This window comes from Marinomonas posidonica (assembly GCF_043643765.1).
Classification (GTDB): Bacteria; Pseudomonadota; Gammaproteobacteria; order Pseudomonadales; family Marinomonadaceae; genus Marinomonas; species Marinomonas posidonica_A.
This window is the reverse complement of record NZ_JBHZSP010000013.1, coordinates 1-14,544: the sequence shown is the minus strand read 5'-3', so window position 1 is coordinate 14,544 and position 14,544 is coordinate 1. Positions and strand designations below refer to the sequence as shown.

The window sequence follows — 14,544 nt, the reverse complement described above, 5'->3', positions numbered from 1 at the left end:
TCGATCTCTACAAGCATGACAAAAAAGGCCCAAATAAGATTTGGGCCTTTTCGTCTGTACTTTGTTTTACCTTGATATTCTTATTGTTCTGGTTGGGCTTCAGAGTTGGTCATATCGAGGATGTATTGTTGTATTTTTTTGCTGTATTTATCCGATAATCCTTTGACTTCGTACGCCAAAATTTCTTCATCATCTTCTTCAATGATGTCGGGAAGGCTAGTAAATACACGGTTTTGGATTTGTGATAAGGTAAAAATGTCGTCTGTGATGACTAGTTTGTTTATATGCTCTGTTTTTTTCAATTGAGCGACTTTCTCAAGTAATCCCGCAATTCTCTCTGGTTCCAGCTTATCTTCCTTAATCATATGTGATACTTGCGCATTACCTTGGTGAAGACCTAAGTGGAAGTCGAGTCTAGGGGCATCCTCGTAGAGTTCATTTTCATAGAGCTTCTCGACTAACCCAATGAACAGCTCAGCGGTACAAATCGCATTCAGGTATAAATTATCTTCACAGTGCTCGGCACTAAAGAGGATGATAGCGGCATCGTTCTGATATTGGTGAACTTGACCTAGGTATGTTTCACTCGCTTGAAACATAGCACGGTAGATAGGGGTTAATAAATTTGCAACCTGAAGGGGGGATAAGTCTTCATGCCATTTTTCCAGATTGAGAATGTCGAAATAAAGCAAGCAGCTACGTTGTTTAGATTCCTCAAAGATGGCATCAAAGTTAATTTCAAATTGGGCTTTTTCGACTTGACTGATTTCTTCTTCCGATGAAATTTCAGCGGTGTTGGTTTCTGAGGCGACTTTGACCACTTTTTTCTTCGGACGGGTTTCGGTAACCGCTTGATAGAGTAAGCGTGCTTCTTTATAAATCGGTTCAGCAAGGGTCGACTTTCTCTGTTTTTTATCCAGATTAATTAATGCATCACGGATGTCATTAATGGGATTAAATAACCAGCGTGTAAGGATCGCAATAATGAGCAGAGCGATGGTGGAAATAAAAATAGCCACGCCAATTAATAAGTTATTGAGGTGTTTCAAAGTGGCTTGTGCGGGGGTTTTGTCTAGGGTGATTAGAACGTGTCCGACGATTTCATCGCGGAATTTAATACTAGAGCTGTATACCCGACGTTTTTCACTGGGTCTAAGTTCCTGTTCAGAGCGGATGCTTGCACCACTGCTATCCGCTTCGGCCAAGAGTTCATCTTTCTTATTGTAGACTCGTGCACTGAGAATATTTTCATCGACAACAAGACGATTTAACAGGACGTTTAGACTCAGTAAGTCGTTGGTCAAAATAGATTGGGTGGCATTAAAGGCCGCTTGCGTTGCCAAACTACTGCCCAATACTTCCGTTTGCTGGGAAAGGTAATTACTCAGTGCGTGAGTCATGGTGTACCAAAAAATACACACGGTTAGAATCATCAATGAAAGGAACGTGGCGACCGTGATCATAGAGGCGCTGAGTCGCTTACGTATGAACGCTGAGAAAACCTTCTTTTTTGATTGGGTGTCCATTCATTTCCTTTAGGCTTATACACAGAACAATGACTTAAGTATACACATGATAACGGCCGTTTTCTGAAATCTTTAAGTGGCATCAAAGCCAGTCGAATAAGTTTTTGTTTTTCTAAACAATCAGTAAGGCTTTTATTTTTACTCATATTACCGGTCTTGCGAGATAAATCCTGCTTAGAGAATAGAAAACGATTTGTTATAGTAGTCAGCACATTATTTGAGGAGCCCTTATGTCAGCTTGTATCACGCTTATTGGATCGTTCGGAACCGACTACTTAAAACAGTTCCATGCTTGGTTAAATCGTAAAGATCTTTCTACTGAGACGCGTTTGCTGTCGGACGATCATGATGCGGTAAAAGTGGCTCAAGTGACGCTAGTAGAGGGACATTTCGAGGCTGAAGCGTTTCGAGCGGAGTTACTCGCCTTAGCGGATGAAACTGGTATAGATCATATCCTACAAACCACGGCCCTAGACATCAAAGCGGGTGGTGTGGCCGTCTTTGATATGGATTCGACGTTAATCAAAGCAGAAGTCATGGATGAATTAGCGGTTGAAGCGGGCATTGGTGAACAAATTGCGGCGGTAACGGCTAGCGCCATGCGAGGCGAAATCGATTTTGTGGAAAGTTTCGTGCAACGATTAGCGCTTTTAAAGGGGTTGAGCAGTGAAGTGATGGACGGCGTTTATCAGCGCATCCAACCGATGGATGGCATTGCCAGGTTGATGTCAGTACTGAATCATTTTGGCTGGCATACCGCGATATTGTCTGGTGGATTTACCTACTTTGCAGACCGAGTGCAAGCAGAATATCAGATGAGTGAAGTGCATGCCAATGTCTTGGAAATAGAAGATGGCGCATTAACGGGCAAACACCTTGGCGAGATTGTCGATGGTGAGCGTAAAAAGTTCTTGCTGTCTAAAATAGTGGAAGAGCAGCAAGTGGATTGGTCGCAAACTATTGCTTGTGGCGATGGTGCCAACGATTTGTTGATGCTCAATCAGGCCGCTCTTGGTGTAGCTTTGCATGCCAAACCACTTGTCCGTCAACAAGCGCCTTGCCCGATGAACCAGCTTGGTTTAGATGGGATATTATATCTTTTAGGTATGACTTCAGCAGAAATAAAACGCCTTGAAGCCTAATGATCTCTACTCTTTATTGGTAAGATTGATGAAATTAGGCTGATTTAACGGGAAAACTATGGTCTTCTAGAAAAGCTTGTTATGATCATCAGTTATAATAATAAGTCTAAATGAGGTGTGGTTGTGTCAGAAATAAAGTTGTCGGACATCGATCTAAATTTGCTTTATGTGCTTCAAGTGTTAATTGAAGAACTTAACGTGACTAAAGCCGCCTCTCGTTTAAATGTTTCTCAGCCTGCCGTAAGTCGTTCTTTGTCTCGTTTAAGAGATGTCTTTGATGATCCGTTGTTTATCCGAACGTCTCATGGCTTGTCGGCAACAGCGAAAACCCAGAGCTTAGCGCCGTATTTGGCTGATACTCTGAAAAACCTTGAAAACTTAATACAGCCTGTTGAGTTTAATCCCGCTCAAAGCCAGCGACGTTTTTCTTTATCAACGACAGACTTTGGCACGCTAACCGTCTTACCTAAGATACTTGATCAGTTTCGACAAGAAGCGCCCAGCGCAGTATTGGATGTAAAATCCTGGAATGAAGACATGGTGACGGAGCTTGATCAACGTAATATTGATCTGGCTGTGTCGGTGTTATCGAAGGAGCCACCACCAGGTATACGAGCAATGCGTCTGCAGAGTGACTGTATGGTGTGTTTGGCGCGTAAGGAACATCCTCTTCTTAATCAAGGATTAACGCTCGATGCTTATTTACAGGCAGACCATGTTCAAGTGGTATTAGGACGGCGTGAATTCTTTGCGGTGGACAGAGAGCTTGATAAACTGGGGCACAAACGACATGTGTCTGTGCATTTGCCAAACTTTGTGCCAGCGGCAAGAACCGTTATGAACAGTGATCTGCTATTAACAGTGCCAAAGCTCTTCGCCGAAGACATGGTTCAGACGGCATCCGACATAGAGTTGTTCGAGTTACCATTTCAAACGCGTAGCTTTGATTATTCTATGATCTGGCATGAAAGTTATCAGCACGATTCAGCGCACATTTGGTTTCGTGGTTTATTAAGACAAGCTTTTATCAAAGCAACACAAACCACTTAAACACCCTGAGCTCTTGTTATTTCTCCAAGTTGGCTAAACGGCTGACCCATTCTTTTGTTAGTACCTCTACTAAACTGTAGCGTTTTAACGTCATGGCTTCTGCTAAATCGTCGAAATTTTCTTCCAGATAATCGTGCAGTATGGTGTCTCTTAATTGGATCAAATATTTGATCTGTTCAGCCTGTTCGAACGTGACATCCTGATGACTTATCAGTGCGTCTAGTACATCTTTACGGGCGTGTACTTCCGCTTGGTAGTGATGTTTTAAAACGTATTTTGCCAGGTCCAGCATAGAGGCAACGAGAAGTTGAAATGAATGCTCTATTACCATGATTTCATCACGGCTGTATTCTCCGTTTTTGGTTTGCTTACGGAATGAGTCGAGTCTTTTGATCATGCTGTGTTGATGATCATAAAGAGCATTTTCCCAATTTAAGTCTCTCATTTGCACACCTCTTTAATCGATGAAAGCGCACTACTTTAAGTGCACTATCATCAGTTTAGGTGAGCATTGGCCATTTTGAAAAGGTTGAAGACTTAGAAGCTGTTAAAAGGGTAAAAATCGTATTCTTGGTTTTCTTCTACGGATTCTCGCGCTTTGATGTGCAAATAGCCTTGGCTTTCACAGGCCGCTAGCAAAGCGCCCGAACTTTGTTGGGCATGGGGGTGTGCTTTACCCTGTTGGATTGTTACTCGTAAGAATTCGTCTCGTTGAATGGCCTTGGAACGACGAAATCCCGCTTTAACTGTGTAAGCTTTTGGTCTCGTCGCTTGAGCACCAGCACAGACGGATAGCAATAAACGAGCAAACCAATGAAACGTCACTAAGGTTGAACTGGGGTTGCCGGGCAATCCTAAAAAAGGAACTCCATTTAAGCTTGCATGCACCAATGGCTTACCCGGTTTGATGGCTATTTTCCATAGGTGTAATGTACCGAGTTTTTCTAGCACATGTTTGACATGATCCTCTTCGCCAACCGAAACACCGCCCGATGATAAAATGACGTCACATTCTTTGGTCAATTGCTGCAAAGCCTGTTCTGTTGCTTCTGGCGTATCCGCTGCGTGCAGCGAGCAGGTAACCTTATGTCCGGCTTCAGTGACTAAAGCGTCGAGCATGGGGCCATTGGAATTGTAAATTTGACCTATTAGTAGCGGGGATCCTGCTGAGACCAATTCATCACCTGTGGTTAGAATGCCCACTCGTAATGGTTGAAAAACACTAACTTGAGTAATTCCTAAACTGGCAAGCAGACCAATTTGCATCGCGCTCAGTTGCTGGCCAGACAAAGCAACGGTTTGTCCCTGTTGCATGTCTTGGCCGCTTGGTCTGACATGATCACCTTGTTGTGGCGTCGACAGAAAACGAACCTGCTCAGCTTCAACTTGGGCGTTTTCCTGCATGATAATGGTATCTGCCCCAGCGGGTAAAATAGCCCCCGTGAAGATTCGTGCACAGGTGCCAGCTTGTAAGGGCTGTGGTGCTTGTCCCGCGGCAATGCGTTGGCTAACCCTAAAGGCTTTGCCATCTTGCCAATCTTGATAGGCAATGGCATAACCATCCATTGCGCTATTGGCTTGTGGGGGGACGTTAATCGGTGCCACAATATTTTCCGCCAAGATACGACCTAACGCCTTAGGTAAAGGTAAGGTTTCGCTTGCTACACGCACCGTAGCGGCCTTTTCAATTGCCGTCAAAGCCTCTTCAAAAGGGAGCAAATTAGACATTAAGAGGCAACTCCATCGGTGTCCTCTGAAGCCAATGGTCCAAGTAACATACCAACAAAGTTACATGGTTTATGGGTGGCATCTAATTGCTCTTTCAAAATGCCATTCCAAGCGGTTCGGCAGGCGCCTGTTGAGCCTGGTAAGCAAAATATTAAAGTGCGGTTAGCTAAGCCGGCAATGGCACGAGATTGAATGGTTGATGTACCAATCTCATCATAGGAAATTTGGCGGAACAGCTCGCCAAAACCTTCAATGGTTTTGTCGAATAAAGGTGTCATAGCCTCTGGTGTACTGTCACGAGCATAAAACCCTGTACCGCCAGTAATGAGAACGGCATGAGTGTCTTCATCAGCAATCCATTGGGAAACGACGGCGCGCATTTGATAGACATCGTCTTTGACGATTTGGCGCTGTTTAAGGTGATGACCAGCTGCGTTTAGCATCTCAATTAATGCTTCGCCAGAAGTATCTTCAGCCAGTGTGCGAGTATCGGAAACGGTTAAAACACTGATGTTTAGTGGTCGAAATGGGGTTGCTGTTTTTGCCATTGTATTCCTTCTCAGCCGCCAGTTGCGCTCATAAAGCGAAGTATTTGCGGCGCTTCATCTAGATTGAAGTGGTGCTGCTGAGGCTTGAGAGCCAAAGCATCAATAATGCGTTCTTCGAGTAACGGGGTATTGTTTGGATTGGATCGTAAGAGACTTTTTAAGTCCTTAGCGTGTTCGTTACCTAAGCAGAGTAACAATCGACCCTCTGCGGTTAAGCGTACGCGGTTACAGGTGTCGCAAAAATTATGACTGTGTGGGGAAATCGTACCGATACGATTTTCATACCCTGCGACTTGATAGTATCGTGTTGGGCCACCTGTGGTCATGGTACTGGGGCTTAATTGGTAATGTCCCGAGATCGCTTCGATCACATCATCGCTGGACATGTACGTGGCGGCTCTATCATGATCGTGGATCACGCCCAAAGGCATTTCTTCTATGTAACTGATGTCCAAACCACGGTTTAGAGCAAAGTCAGCCAAGGCTGGCACTTCATCATCATTACGACCTTTTAAAATGACGCTATTGAGTTTTAAGCGTTTGAAAGGCAGTTGGGCTGCGCGTTCGATGCCGTCAATGACCTGTTGGAACTTATCTCGTCGCGTTAGCTGGTAAAAACGCTCGGCTTTCAAGGTGTCTAAGCTGATGTTGATGCGTGAGACGCCTGCGTTCAATAAGGCAGGGGCCATTTTTGCTAATTGTGAGCCATTGGTGGTGATGGTGAGTTCTTCTAATCCGGGGGTATTGGCGATTTTCTCAATCGCCCAAAGAATGTTTTTACGAACTAACGGTTCACCACCTGTAATGCGAATACGTTTGGTGCCCATGGCTATAAAGGTTTGCGCCACAAAGACAATCTCTTCCAAAGAGAGAATCTGTTCGCGGGCTAAAAAAGAAACGTCTTCGTCCATACAATAGGTGCAACGAAAATCACATCGATCGGTCACCGAGATGCGTAAATAATCAATTTTGCGACCAAAAGGATCGATCAGTTCAGACGTAGCCAAGACATTTCTCCACTTGCAGACTGTCATAAAAGCAAAAAAGACCTGTGTTAGTAAAGTAGCAAGGCGGTTTTCGCGAGATTAATTCGAGGAATTCATATTTTATCTGAATTTGCGGATCGTGGGACGTGTGAAAAAACGTCATAATATGATGCATATTATTGTTGTCGAGGAGTGGCATCTTGAACCCTGTTGTAAATAATCTCATTGAATTATTGAAACTAGAACGAGTATCTGACACCCAGTTTATCGGTCGTAGTCAGGACATAGGTTTTCCAAAACTGTTTGGAGGCCATGTTATTGGCCAAGGTCTAAGTGCGGCCACGCAAACGGTAGAAGGGCGTTTCCCCCACTCATTGCATTGCTACTTTTTACGCCCAGGTGATTCCGCCGAACCGATTCATTATGATGTGGAAATAGTCCGCGATGGCGGCAGTTTCAGTCTACGTCGTGTGGTAGCGTCTCAGTTTGGTAAGAGTATTTTGGTGATGACGGTGTCTTTCCATTTGCAAGAGTTGGGGTTAGATCATCAGGACGCCATGCCCAATGTACCTGGGCCGGAATCCTTTAAGTCGGAACTGTCTTTATTCCGAGCGCATGCAGAAGAAATCCCAGAAAAAGTGCGTGAAATTTTCACTGCAGATCGTCCCATTGAATATCGTATTGTGGAGAACCAAAATCCGTTCCGTCCTCGTCCAGGTATTGCTAAGCGCCATATGTGGATTCGCAGTGTTGCTCCGTTACCAGATGATGAATTGATTCATCAATCCATGTTGGCGTACACCACGGACTATGGTTTTATCGAAACCGCCTTGATGCCCCATGGTTTATCCATTGGCAACCCGTATTTGAACATAGCCAGTTTGGATCACGCGATTTGGTTCCACCGTCCATTCCGCTTAGATGAGTGGTTATTGTACGTTGCAGATTCGCCGTCTGCTTCTTCAGCGAGAGGGTTTGCACGGGGACAAATTTTTAACCAAAAAGGAGAGTTGGTTGCATCGACGGCTCAAGAAGGCTTGATTCGCTATTCGAAAGACAAATAGCCTAAGGCAAGAAACAGATTAACTATGATGCTGTGTCAGCGCCCATTGAATATGTTCTTGGACTAAAGGTGTGCTGTGTTCAAGCGCCTGTTGTAACGCCTTTATAGTTTTTTCTGTGGTGGGGGCGTTCCCTAGGGCAACGGCGATGTTGCGTTGCCAATTTTCATAGCCGGTACGACGAATAGGGGAGCCTTCGGTATTTTTTAAAAAGGTTTCTTCATCCCATAGAAATAGGTCGATCAAATCGGCGCTATCTAGGTTGTGTCTGGGCTGAAAATCGTCTTCTTCTGTGTGCTTGGCAAATTTGGTCCAAGGGCAAACCAATTGGCAATCGTCACAGCCAAAAATGCGATTGCCCATTTTGCTTCTTAACGCTTCAGGAATAGGGCCTTTATGCTCAATGGTGAGATAGGAAATGCATTTGCCCGCATCCAGTACCCAAGGCTCAACAAAGGCGTCAGTTGGGCATTGAGTTAAACAAGCGTCACAACTGCCGCAATGACGCGTTTTTGTTGGTTTATCCACAGGCAATGGTAAATTAGTAAAAATTTCACCCAGTAAAAACCAGCTGCCTGCTTTTGGGGTTAACAATAAAGTATTTTTACCTATCCAGCCCATGCCAGCTTGTTCGGCAATTTGCCTTTCTAATACGGGCGCACTGTCGACAAAAGCGCGATAGCCATGATCACCAACCTGTTCTTGTATTTTCTTAGCCAGTTGCGTGAGACGTTTACGGATTAGTTTGTGGTAATCACGGCCTAATGCGTAACGAGCAATGTAAGCTTTTTCTTTGGTTTGCAAGCGTTCTACCGTTTCCACTGATTGCGGCAGATAGTGCATGCGTAAGGAAATAACTCGGCGTGTGCCTGGGTGGAGTTGTTCAGGGTAGAAGCGCATGTCGCCATGGTTGGCAAGATAATCCATGCCGGCATGATAGCCTTTGTCTAACCAGTTGTTGAATTGGTCTTTGTGTTGACCCAGGTCGGGATCCACAATGCGTGCATCGGCAAAACCAAATTCGGTTGCCCATGTTTTTATATCAGTGACCAGTTTTGCAAGGTCGTCTGGTGTGGAAAGTGAAGAAGGCAGCAAGGAAAATCCGGTTTATCTTGACGCTAGGCAAAGGCTGCCTAGCGAAAGTCAATTTGATTAGTAAAGCAAGGCATCGCCTTTCACGACGTCCATTAACAGTTTGATAAACATACGATCCGCTTCGGTATGTTCTTCTGGGATTTTCAAGGTGGTCTGGCTAGACACTTCTTCTGCAATGCGTTGATAAGCATTTGGCTCATTGATGTTTTCTTTGGCAATGCGAACTAATTCAGAAGCCAGTTTTGGGTCCATTAATAATTTACGGAAACAGCGTAAGAACTCGTCGATGATGCGTTGTTGGTTTAGTTCGTTAGCCATGGTAAAACTCCTAATCAAATAATCTGCGTATGACACCATGAAGCGCATATTAGAGCAAGTTTTTCTGTTTGTTTTCGTGTATTGCTGTTGACAATATATCGCCTCAAAGCGAGAATTAACCTCTTATAAATCGACACCATCCAGTCGATAAGGTCATATCTTTGAGCCACTAGCTCATTTCAATCAGAGTCAGTCTGATAAGCACAAGCATAACATGACGCAATATCGTTATTTTATGCTTCTCCTCGCGAAAAGACGCGGGCAGTGTAACAACTGCGATTTATTGCGTTTGAGTGTTCTTTTTTTAAAGTTACCTCAGTTAGTTCAGCAAACTTCGTTCTATCAACTTTAATCTGCTTGTCGTATGCGGTTACAATAGCCGCACTAATAATTTTAACAGCAGATAAATACTATAGAGGGTAACAAGGTGGAGTTATTATCCGGTGGTGAAATGATCGCCCGCTTCCTCAAAGATGAGGGAGTTGAATATATCTATGGTTATCCAGGTGGTGCCGCACTTCACATTTACGATGCTTTGCATCGTCAATCTGATGTTAAGCACGTTCTGGTTAGGCATGAACAAGCGGCTACCCACATGGCAGATGGTTATGCGCGCGCGACAGGTAAAGCTGGCACTGTGCTGGTGACCTCTGGACCTGGTGCAACCAATACGGTCACTGGTATTGCAACCGCTTACATGGACTCTATCCCAATGGTGGTTATCTGTGGTCAGGTAATGAGTTACCTGATCGGTGAAGATGCCTTCCAAGAAACCGACATGGTCGGTGTTTCGCGTCCTATCGTAAAACACAGTTTTACGGTAAAGCATCCTTCTGAAATCCCCACCATCATGAAAAAGGCGTATTACATTGCGTCCAGTGGTCGTCCCGGTCCTGTCGTTATCGACGTGCCGAAAGACATGACCATGCCGGGTGAGAAATTCGAATACAAATACCCTGAATCGGTTTCATTGCGTTCTTATACGCCACCGACGAAAGGCCACAGTGGTCAGATTAAAAAAGCGGTTGAGCTGTTGTTAGCAGCTAAGCGTCCGGTTATTTACGCTGGTGGTGGTGTCATCATGGGTGGTGCGTCGGATTTATTGGTCAATCTAGCCAAATCATTAAATGTACCTGTGACCAACACCTTGATGGGCTTGGGTGCTTATCCAGGAACGGATCGTCAATTTGTCGGTATGTTAGGCATGCACGGCAGTTACGAAGCCAACATGACCATGCATCACAGTGATGTGATCTTGGCGGTGGGCGCGCGTTTTGATGATCGTGTTACTAATGATCCAGACCAATTCTGTCCTGGTGCAAAAATCATTCACATTGATATTGATCCTGCGGCAATTTCTAAGACCATTCGTGCGGATGTGCCAATTGTCGGACCTGTTACTCAGGTATTAGAAGAAATGCAGTCATTAGTGGCTGGCGAGCAGAGTAATACCGAAGCCTTGGAAACTTGGTGGAAGCAGATTGATGAATGGCGTGCAGTACACGGTGGTCGATACGACACCAGTGGTGAGAAAATTAAACCACAAGCGGCCATTGAAGCTTGCTGGCGTGCCACAAAAGGAGACGCATTTGTGGCTTCGGATGTGGGCCAACACCAGATGTTTGCAGCTCAGTATTACAAGTTTGACAAACCAAATCGTTGGGTAAACTCAGGCGGCTTAGGCACGATGGGCTTCGGTTTACCGGCGGCGATGGGCGTCAAAATGAACTTCCCGAAAGAAACCGTGGTTTGTGTAACGGGTGAAGGCAGTATTCAGATGAATATTCAAGAGCTGTCTACTTGTTTGCAGTACGGCTTGCCAGTGAAGATTTTATGTCTTAACAATGGTTATCTTGGCATGGTTCGCCAATGGCAAGATATGAACTATGAAGGTCGTTATTCGAACTCCTACATGGATTCATTGCCGGATTTCAAAGTACTGATGGATGCTTATCGTCACAAGTATGTTGAGATCCGAACCAAAGATGAACTCGATGCCAAGATGGAAGAAGCGTTTGCAATGCAAGATCAATTGGTCTTCATCAATTGCTATGTGGATCCAGAAGAGCACGTTTATCCAATGCAAGTGCCACGCGGCTCTATGCGCGATATGTTCTTGAGTAAGACGGAGCGAACCTAATTATGCGACATATTATTTCTGTACTAATGGAAAATGAGCCTGGTGCTTTGTCGCGCGTAGTGGGTTTGTTTTCTCAGCGAAACTTTAATATCGAGTCTTTGAACGTTGCCGCAACGGACGATCCAACCTTGTCTCGTCTAACCTTGACAACCTTTGGTTCGGATCAAGTGGTTGAGCAAATCACCAAGCAGCTGAACAAGTTGATTGATGTGGTTAAGCTGGTGGATTTGACCGAAGGGCAGCACATTGAACGTGAAATGATGCTGGTGAAAGTACGCGCCACGGGGGCTCAGCGAGCAGAAGTGAAGCGTACGGTCGATATCTTCCGTGGTAACATTGTGGACATGACGCCGTCGATCTATACCGTTCAAATTGTTGGTGAGTCCGACAAATTGGATGGTTTTCTACAAGCATTAGGTGGAGCACACCTGCTTGAGGTAGTACGAACAGGTGTTTCTGGTATTGCTCGTGGTGAGAAGACCTTGTCTCTTTGATCGTGGACTAACAGTACAACCTTTTGTCACCTTCAAAGGCCGCGATTTATCGCGGCCTTTCTATTTCGAAGCCCTTTGATAGGAACGCAATGTGGATAAAACGAATTGGAAGTTACTCAAAGCTTTAGGCGAAAATGCGCGATTGACCTACGCTGAGTTGGGCAAATTAGTGCATCTGTCTGCCCCTGCGGTAGCAGAGCGTATCCGAAAATTAGAGGAAGCAGGCGTGATTACTGGTTATCACGTTAAGGTCAATTTGGAAAAAATTGGTATTCCTATCACTGCGCTGGTGGAGTGTCAGGTGTATCGTACTAAAGAGCGGGAATTTAAAGCTTTGGTGATGAGTCTGGACGAGGTGGTGGATTGTTACAATGTCACTGGGCCTTATGCTTTTGTGTTACGAGTGGCAGTGCATTCTATGTCTAAGCTCGATCAATTGCTGGAACGTCTTATCGATCTAAGTGACACCAATACCATGATGATATTGTCGACGCCGGTATCTCGTGAAATACCGGCGGACAGTGAGAAAACGCCAGAGACTTATTGAGCGACACTGGCCGGCATTTTATTTTGGCGTGGCCACTGGCTGATGATCATGCCGACAAAGATCAGCGTGCAACCCATGAATTCACGTGTTGATAAGTACTCATCCATTAACAACCACCCACCAATAGCGGCGAAAACGGCTTCTGTTGATAGGATCAATGCCGCCGAACTTGGTGCAACATTTTTTTGCCCTAGGGTTTGCAAAGAATACGCGATGGCAGAAGAGGCAATACCTGCGTAAACCAATGGCAGCCAGCTTTGTTGAATGTTTTGCCAAGTGGGCTGTTCTGTTAACAGGGCAAGGATCCAAGAAAAGACCGCCACAATGACTAGCTGTACGATTGAGAAACTAATGATAGGCACTTTACGCGAGTAGTAACCAACCACCAAAACATGTGCCGCCCAGAAGAAAGCCCCCGCTAACTCAATCGCGTCGCCTTTTTGAATGCTTAAGTTCGGCCCCACAGTAAGGGTGTATAACCCGATGACAGCGAGAGCAATACCCAGCCAAGTATGACGTTCAATGGTGTGTTTTAGAAACAAGCCAACAATCGGCACAATGAGCATGTACATGGTGGTGATAAAACCTGCGTTGGCGGCTGTGGTATAGAGCAGGCCTATTTGTTGTAACGTCGCTCCAGAAAACAGGATTAATCCGGCAATAGCGCCAGCTTTTATGGTTAAGCCCATGTCTGCCTTGCGATGACGTTCAAATAGATAGGCCAATGGCAACATGGATAAAGCGGCTAAGGTAAAGCGAGCCGCATTGAAGCTGTATGGGCCGAGGGATTCCATTCCAACGCTTTGCGCGACAAAGGCAAAACCCCAAATCGTCGCCGTTAGCCACAGAAATAAATGGGAAATCGTCATCTTTTTTTCTCTTGTTTAAAAAGTGGATAAATCGTCTTTTATTACGTGGGAAAAATTGTAGGTTTAAGTTGTGTTTTGCGACATAACAAAGACAAAGTAAGGCAAGGGATTCGCTTTAGATTCGAAAGAAATGATGATGACTGACTTACGAATAGATGGCCGCTCTTAGGTGGATAAAAAAACACGTTTATAGAATCTAATAAAACAGTTGGCAGAAGATGAAACTCAAGGTAAAGTTGCGCCCCTTTTTGATGGTTTTCTGAACAGATTGTAGTGTAGGAGTAAGCTGAAGTGACCTTGAGTTTATGGTTGACGATCGCACCTTTGATTATGTTGTTGTCGCTTGGGCCTGGCCCTAATAATTTTACCGCGATGCACAATGGTATGCAGTACGGTGCTGTGCCTGCAGTGATTGCGGTATTTGGACGTAACTTGGCGTTCAGTCTCTTGATGTTGGTATCCGCATTGGGCTTGGGGGCCATTATTGTATCGTCTGTATTTTGGTTTAGTGTCATTAAGTGGCTCGGTGTGGTTTACCTTTTCTACATTGGCGTGAAAACTTGGCGTAGTGCGGCAACGGCTTTGCAGGAACACGAGTCGGAAAATGGTGTGCGGGCAAAATCCAATCACTTTGCCAGAATGCGTCAGGAATTTCTGGTTGCTGTGAGTAACCCGAAAGCCATTTTGTTGTTTACTGCGATTTTTCCACAGATGTTGGATTTGACTCAGCCAGTGCCAATGCAATTTTTCTGGATGGGAGTGACTTTTTGCGTGACTGAATTTATTGCCGCTTATGTCTATGCTTTGGGTGGTAAGCAGATTCGCCGTTTGATTAAGAAGCCCAGTGGTATGAAAAATTTAAACCGAGGGATGGGAAGTGTGTTTGTTATGGCCAGTGTATTTTTGGCTACCGCGACCCGTTCTTGAGCCTTCTGGCTCTGGTTATTTAAATCGTCAAACAATCAAAATAATGAAATGGACACCCCCTTCTATACTGAGTAGGTCAGTTTAAAAGGAGAACATCATGGATACGATTCATG

Annotated in this window: 15 protein-coding genes; 7 read left to right on the top strand and 8 right to left on the bottom strand. The window is 44.9% G+C overall.

From position 1 onward, the window contains the following. Positions 1 to 80: 80 nt before the first annotated feature. Entirely contained in the window at positions 81 to 1,526 is a 1,446-nt protein-coding gene (locus tag ACHUFM_RS14875; RefSeq protein ID WP_394183146.1) for a YtjB family periplasmic protein, read from the bottom strand. A gap of 230 nt (positions 1,527 to 1,756) precedes the next feature. On the opposite strand from ACHUFM_RS14875, the gene serB reads away from it, so the two are divergent. Beyond that, on the top strand, positions 1,757 to 2,668 hold the full coding sequence (gene serB, locus ACHUFM_RS14870) for a phosphoserine phosphatase SerB (protein ID WP_394183144.1): 912 nt from the start codon (positions 1,757 to 1,759) through the stop codon (positions 2,666 to 2,668). Positions 2,669 to 2,791: 123 nt separating this feature from the next. Beyond that, positions 2,792 to 3,718, top strand: coding sequence for a LysR family transcriptional regulator (locus ACHUFM_RS14865; protein WP_113873687.1), 927 nt, complete (start codon positions 2,792 to 2,794; stop codon positions 3,716 to 3,718). Between the two features lie 16 nt (positions 3,719 to 3,734). Here ACHUFM_RS14865 and ACHUFM_RS14860 read toward each other — a convergent pair whose 3' ends face one another. The 4 genes from ACHUFM_RS14860 to moaA form a co-directional block, all read right to left on the bottom strand. Continuing rightward, on the bottom strand, positions 3,735 to 4,163 hold the full coding sequence (locus ACHUFM_RS14860; RefSeq protein WP_113873688.1) for a HepT-like ribonuclease domain-containing protein: 429 nt from the start codon (positions 4,161 to 4,163) through the stop codon (positions 3,735 to 3,737). A gap of 92 nt (positions 4,164 to 4,255) precedes the next feature. Beyond that, positions 4,256 to 5,446, bottom strand: a complete 1,191-nt coding sequence (locus ACHUFM_RS14855) for a molybdopterin molybdotransferase MoeA (RefSeq protein ID WP_394183143.1) — start codon at positions 5,444 to 5,446, stop codon at positions 4,256 to 4,258. Next, the gene (moaB, locus tag ACHUFM_RS14850) at positions 5,446 to 5,994 is read right to left on the bottom strand and encodes a molybdenum cofactor biosynthesis protein B (protein ID WP_394183142.1); all 549 of its coding nucleotides are present in this window, start codon (positions 5,992 to 5,994) and stop codon (positions 5,446 to 5,448) included. Before moaB ends, ACHUFM_RS14855 begins: the two co-directional genes overlap by 1 nt. Before the next feature lie 11 nt (positions 5,995 to 6,005). Continuing rightward, positions 6,006 to 7,001 (bottom strand): GTP 3',8-cyclase MoaA, encoded by a 996-nt coding sequence (moaA, locus tag ACHUFM_RS14845; RefSeq protein WP_394183141.1) that lies wholly within the window; start codon positions 6,999 to 7,001, stop codon positions 6,006 to 6,008. Between the two features lie 179 nt (positions 7,002 to 7,180). Here moaA and ACHUFM_RS14840 point away from each other — a divergent pair, with 179 nt between their 5' ends. Continuing rightward, entirely contained in the window at positions 7,181 to 8,044 is an 864-nt protein-coding gene (locus tag ACHUFM_RS14840) for an acyl-CoA thioesterase domain-containing protein (protein WP_394183139.1), read from the top strand. An 18-nt stretch (positions 8,045 to 8,062) separates the two neighbouring features. Here ACHUFM_RS14840 and queG read toward each other — a convergent pair whose 3' ends face one another. Continuing rightward, positions 8,063 to 9,136, bottom strand: coding sequence for a tRNA epoxyqueuosine(34) reductase QueG (gene queG, locus ACHUFM_RS14835; RefSeq protein ID WP_394183137.1), 1,074 nt, complete (start codon positions 9,134 to 9,136; stop codon positions 8,063 to 8,065). A gap of 57 nt (positions 9,137 to 9,193) precedes the next feature. After that, positions 9,194 to 9,454 (bottom strand): hypothetical protein, encoded by a 261-nt coding sequence (locus ACHUFM_RS14830; protein ID WP_063333942.1) that lies wholly within the window; start codon positions 9,452 to 9,454, stop codon positions 9,194 to 9,196. A 427-nt stretch (positions 9,455 to 9,881) separates the two neighbouring features. Here ACHUFM_RS14830 and ACHUFM_RS14825 point away from each other — a divergent pair, with 427 nt between their 5' ends. The 3 genes from ACHUFM_RS14825 to ACHUFM_RS14815 all read left to right on the top strand — a co-directional run bounded on the left by ACHUFM_RS14825 (position 9,882) and on the right by ACHUFM_RS14815 (position 12,635). Beyond that, entirely contained in the window at positions 9,882 to 11,594 is a 1,713-nt protein-coding gene (locus tag ACHUFM_RS14825; RefSeq protein WP_394183136.1) for an acetolactate synthase 3 large subunit, read from the top strand. A gap of 2 nt (positions 11,595 to 11,596) precedes the next feature. Further along, complete coding sequence (gene ilvN / locus ACHUFM_RS14820) at positions 11,597 to 12,088, top strand: acetolactate synthase small subunit (protein ID WP_063333944.1); 492 nt, start codon at positions 11,597 to 11,599, stop codon at positions 12,086 to 12,088. Between the two features lie 91 nt (positions 12,089 to 12,179). After that, a complete protein-coding gene (locus tag ACHUFM_RS14815) occupies positions 12,180 to 12,635 on the top strand; it encodes an Lrp/AsnC family transcriptional regulator (RefSeq protein ID WP_063333945.1) in 456 nt (151 codons plus the stop codon). On the opposite strand, the gene ACHUFM_RS14810 is transcribed toward ACHUFM_RS14815, so the two are convergent. Next, positions 12,629 to 13,504 (bottom strand): DMT family transporter, encoded by an 876-nt coding sequence (locus ACHUFM_RS14810; protein ID WP_394183133.1) that lies wholly within the window; start codon positions 13,502 to 13,504, stop codon positions 12,629 to 12,631. The two genes, ACHUFM_RS14815 and ACHUFM_RS14810, sit on opposite strands and share 7 nt — an antisense overlap. A 291-nt stretch (positions 13,505 to 13,795) precedes the next feature. Here ACHUFM_RS14810 and ACHUFM_RS14805 point away from each other — a divergent pair, with 291 nt between their 5' ends. Next, positions 13,796 to 14,431 (top strand): LysE family translocator, encoded by a 636-nt coding sequence (locus ACHUFM_RS14805; protein WP_394183131.1) that lies wholly within the window; start codon positions 13,796 to 13,798, stop codon positions 14,429 to 14,431. Positions 14,432 to 14,544: the final 113 nt, after the last annotated feature.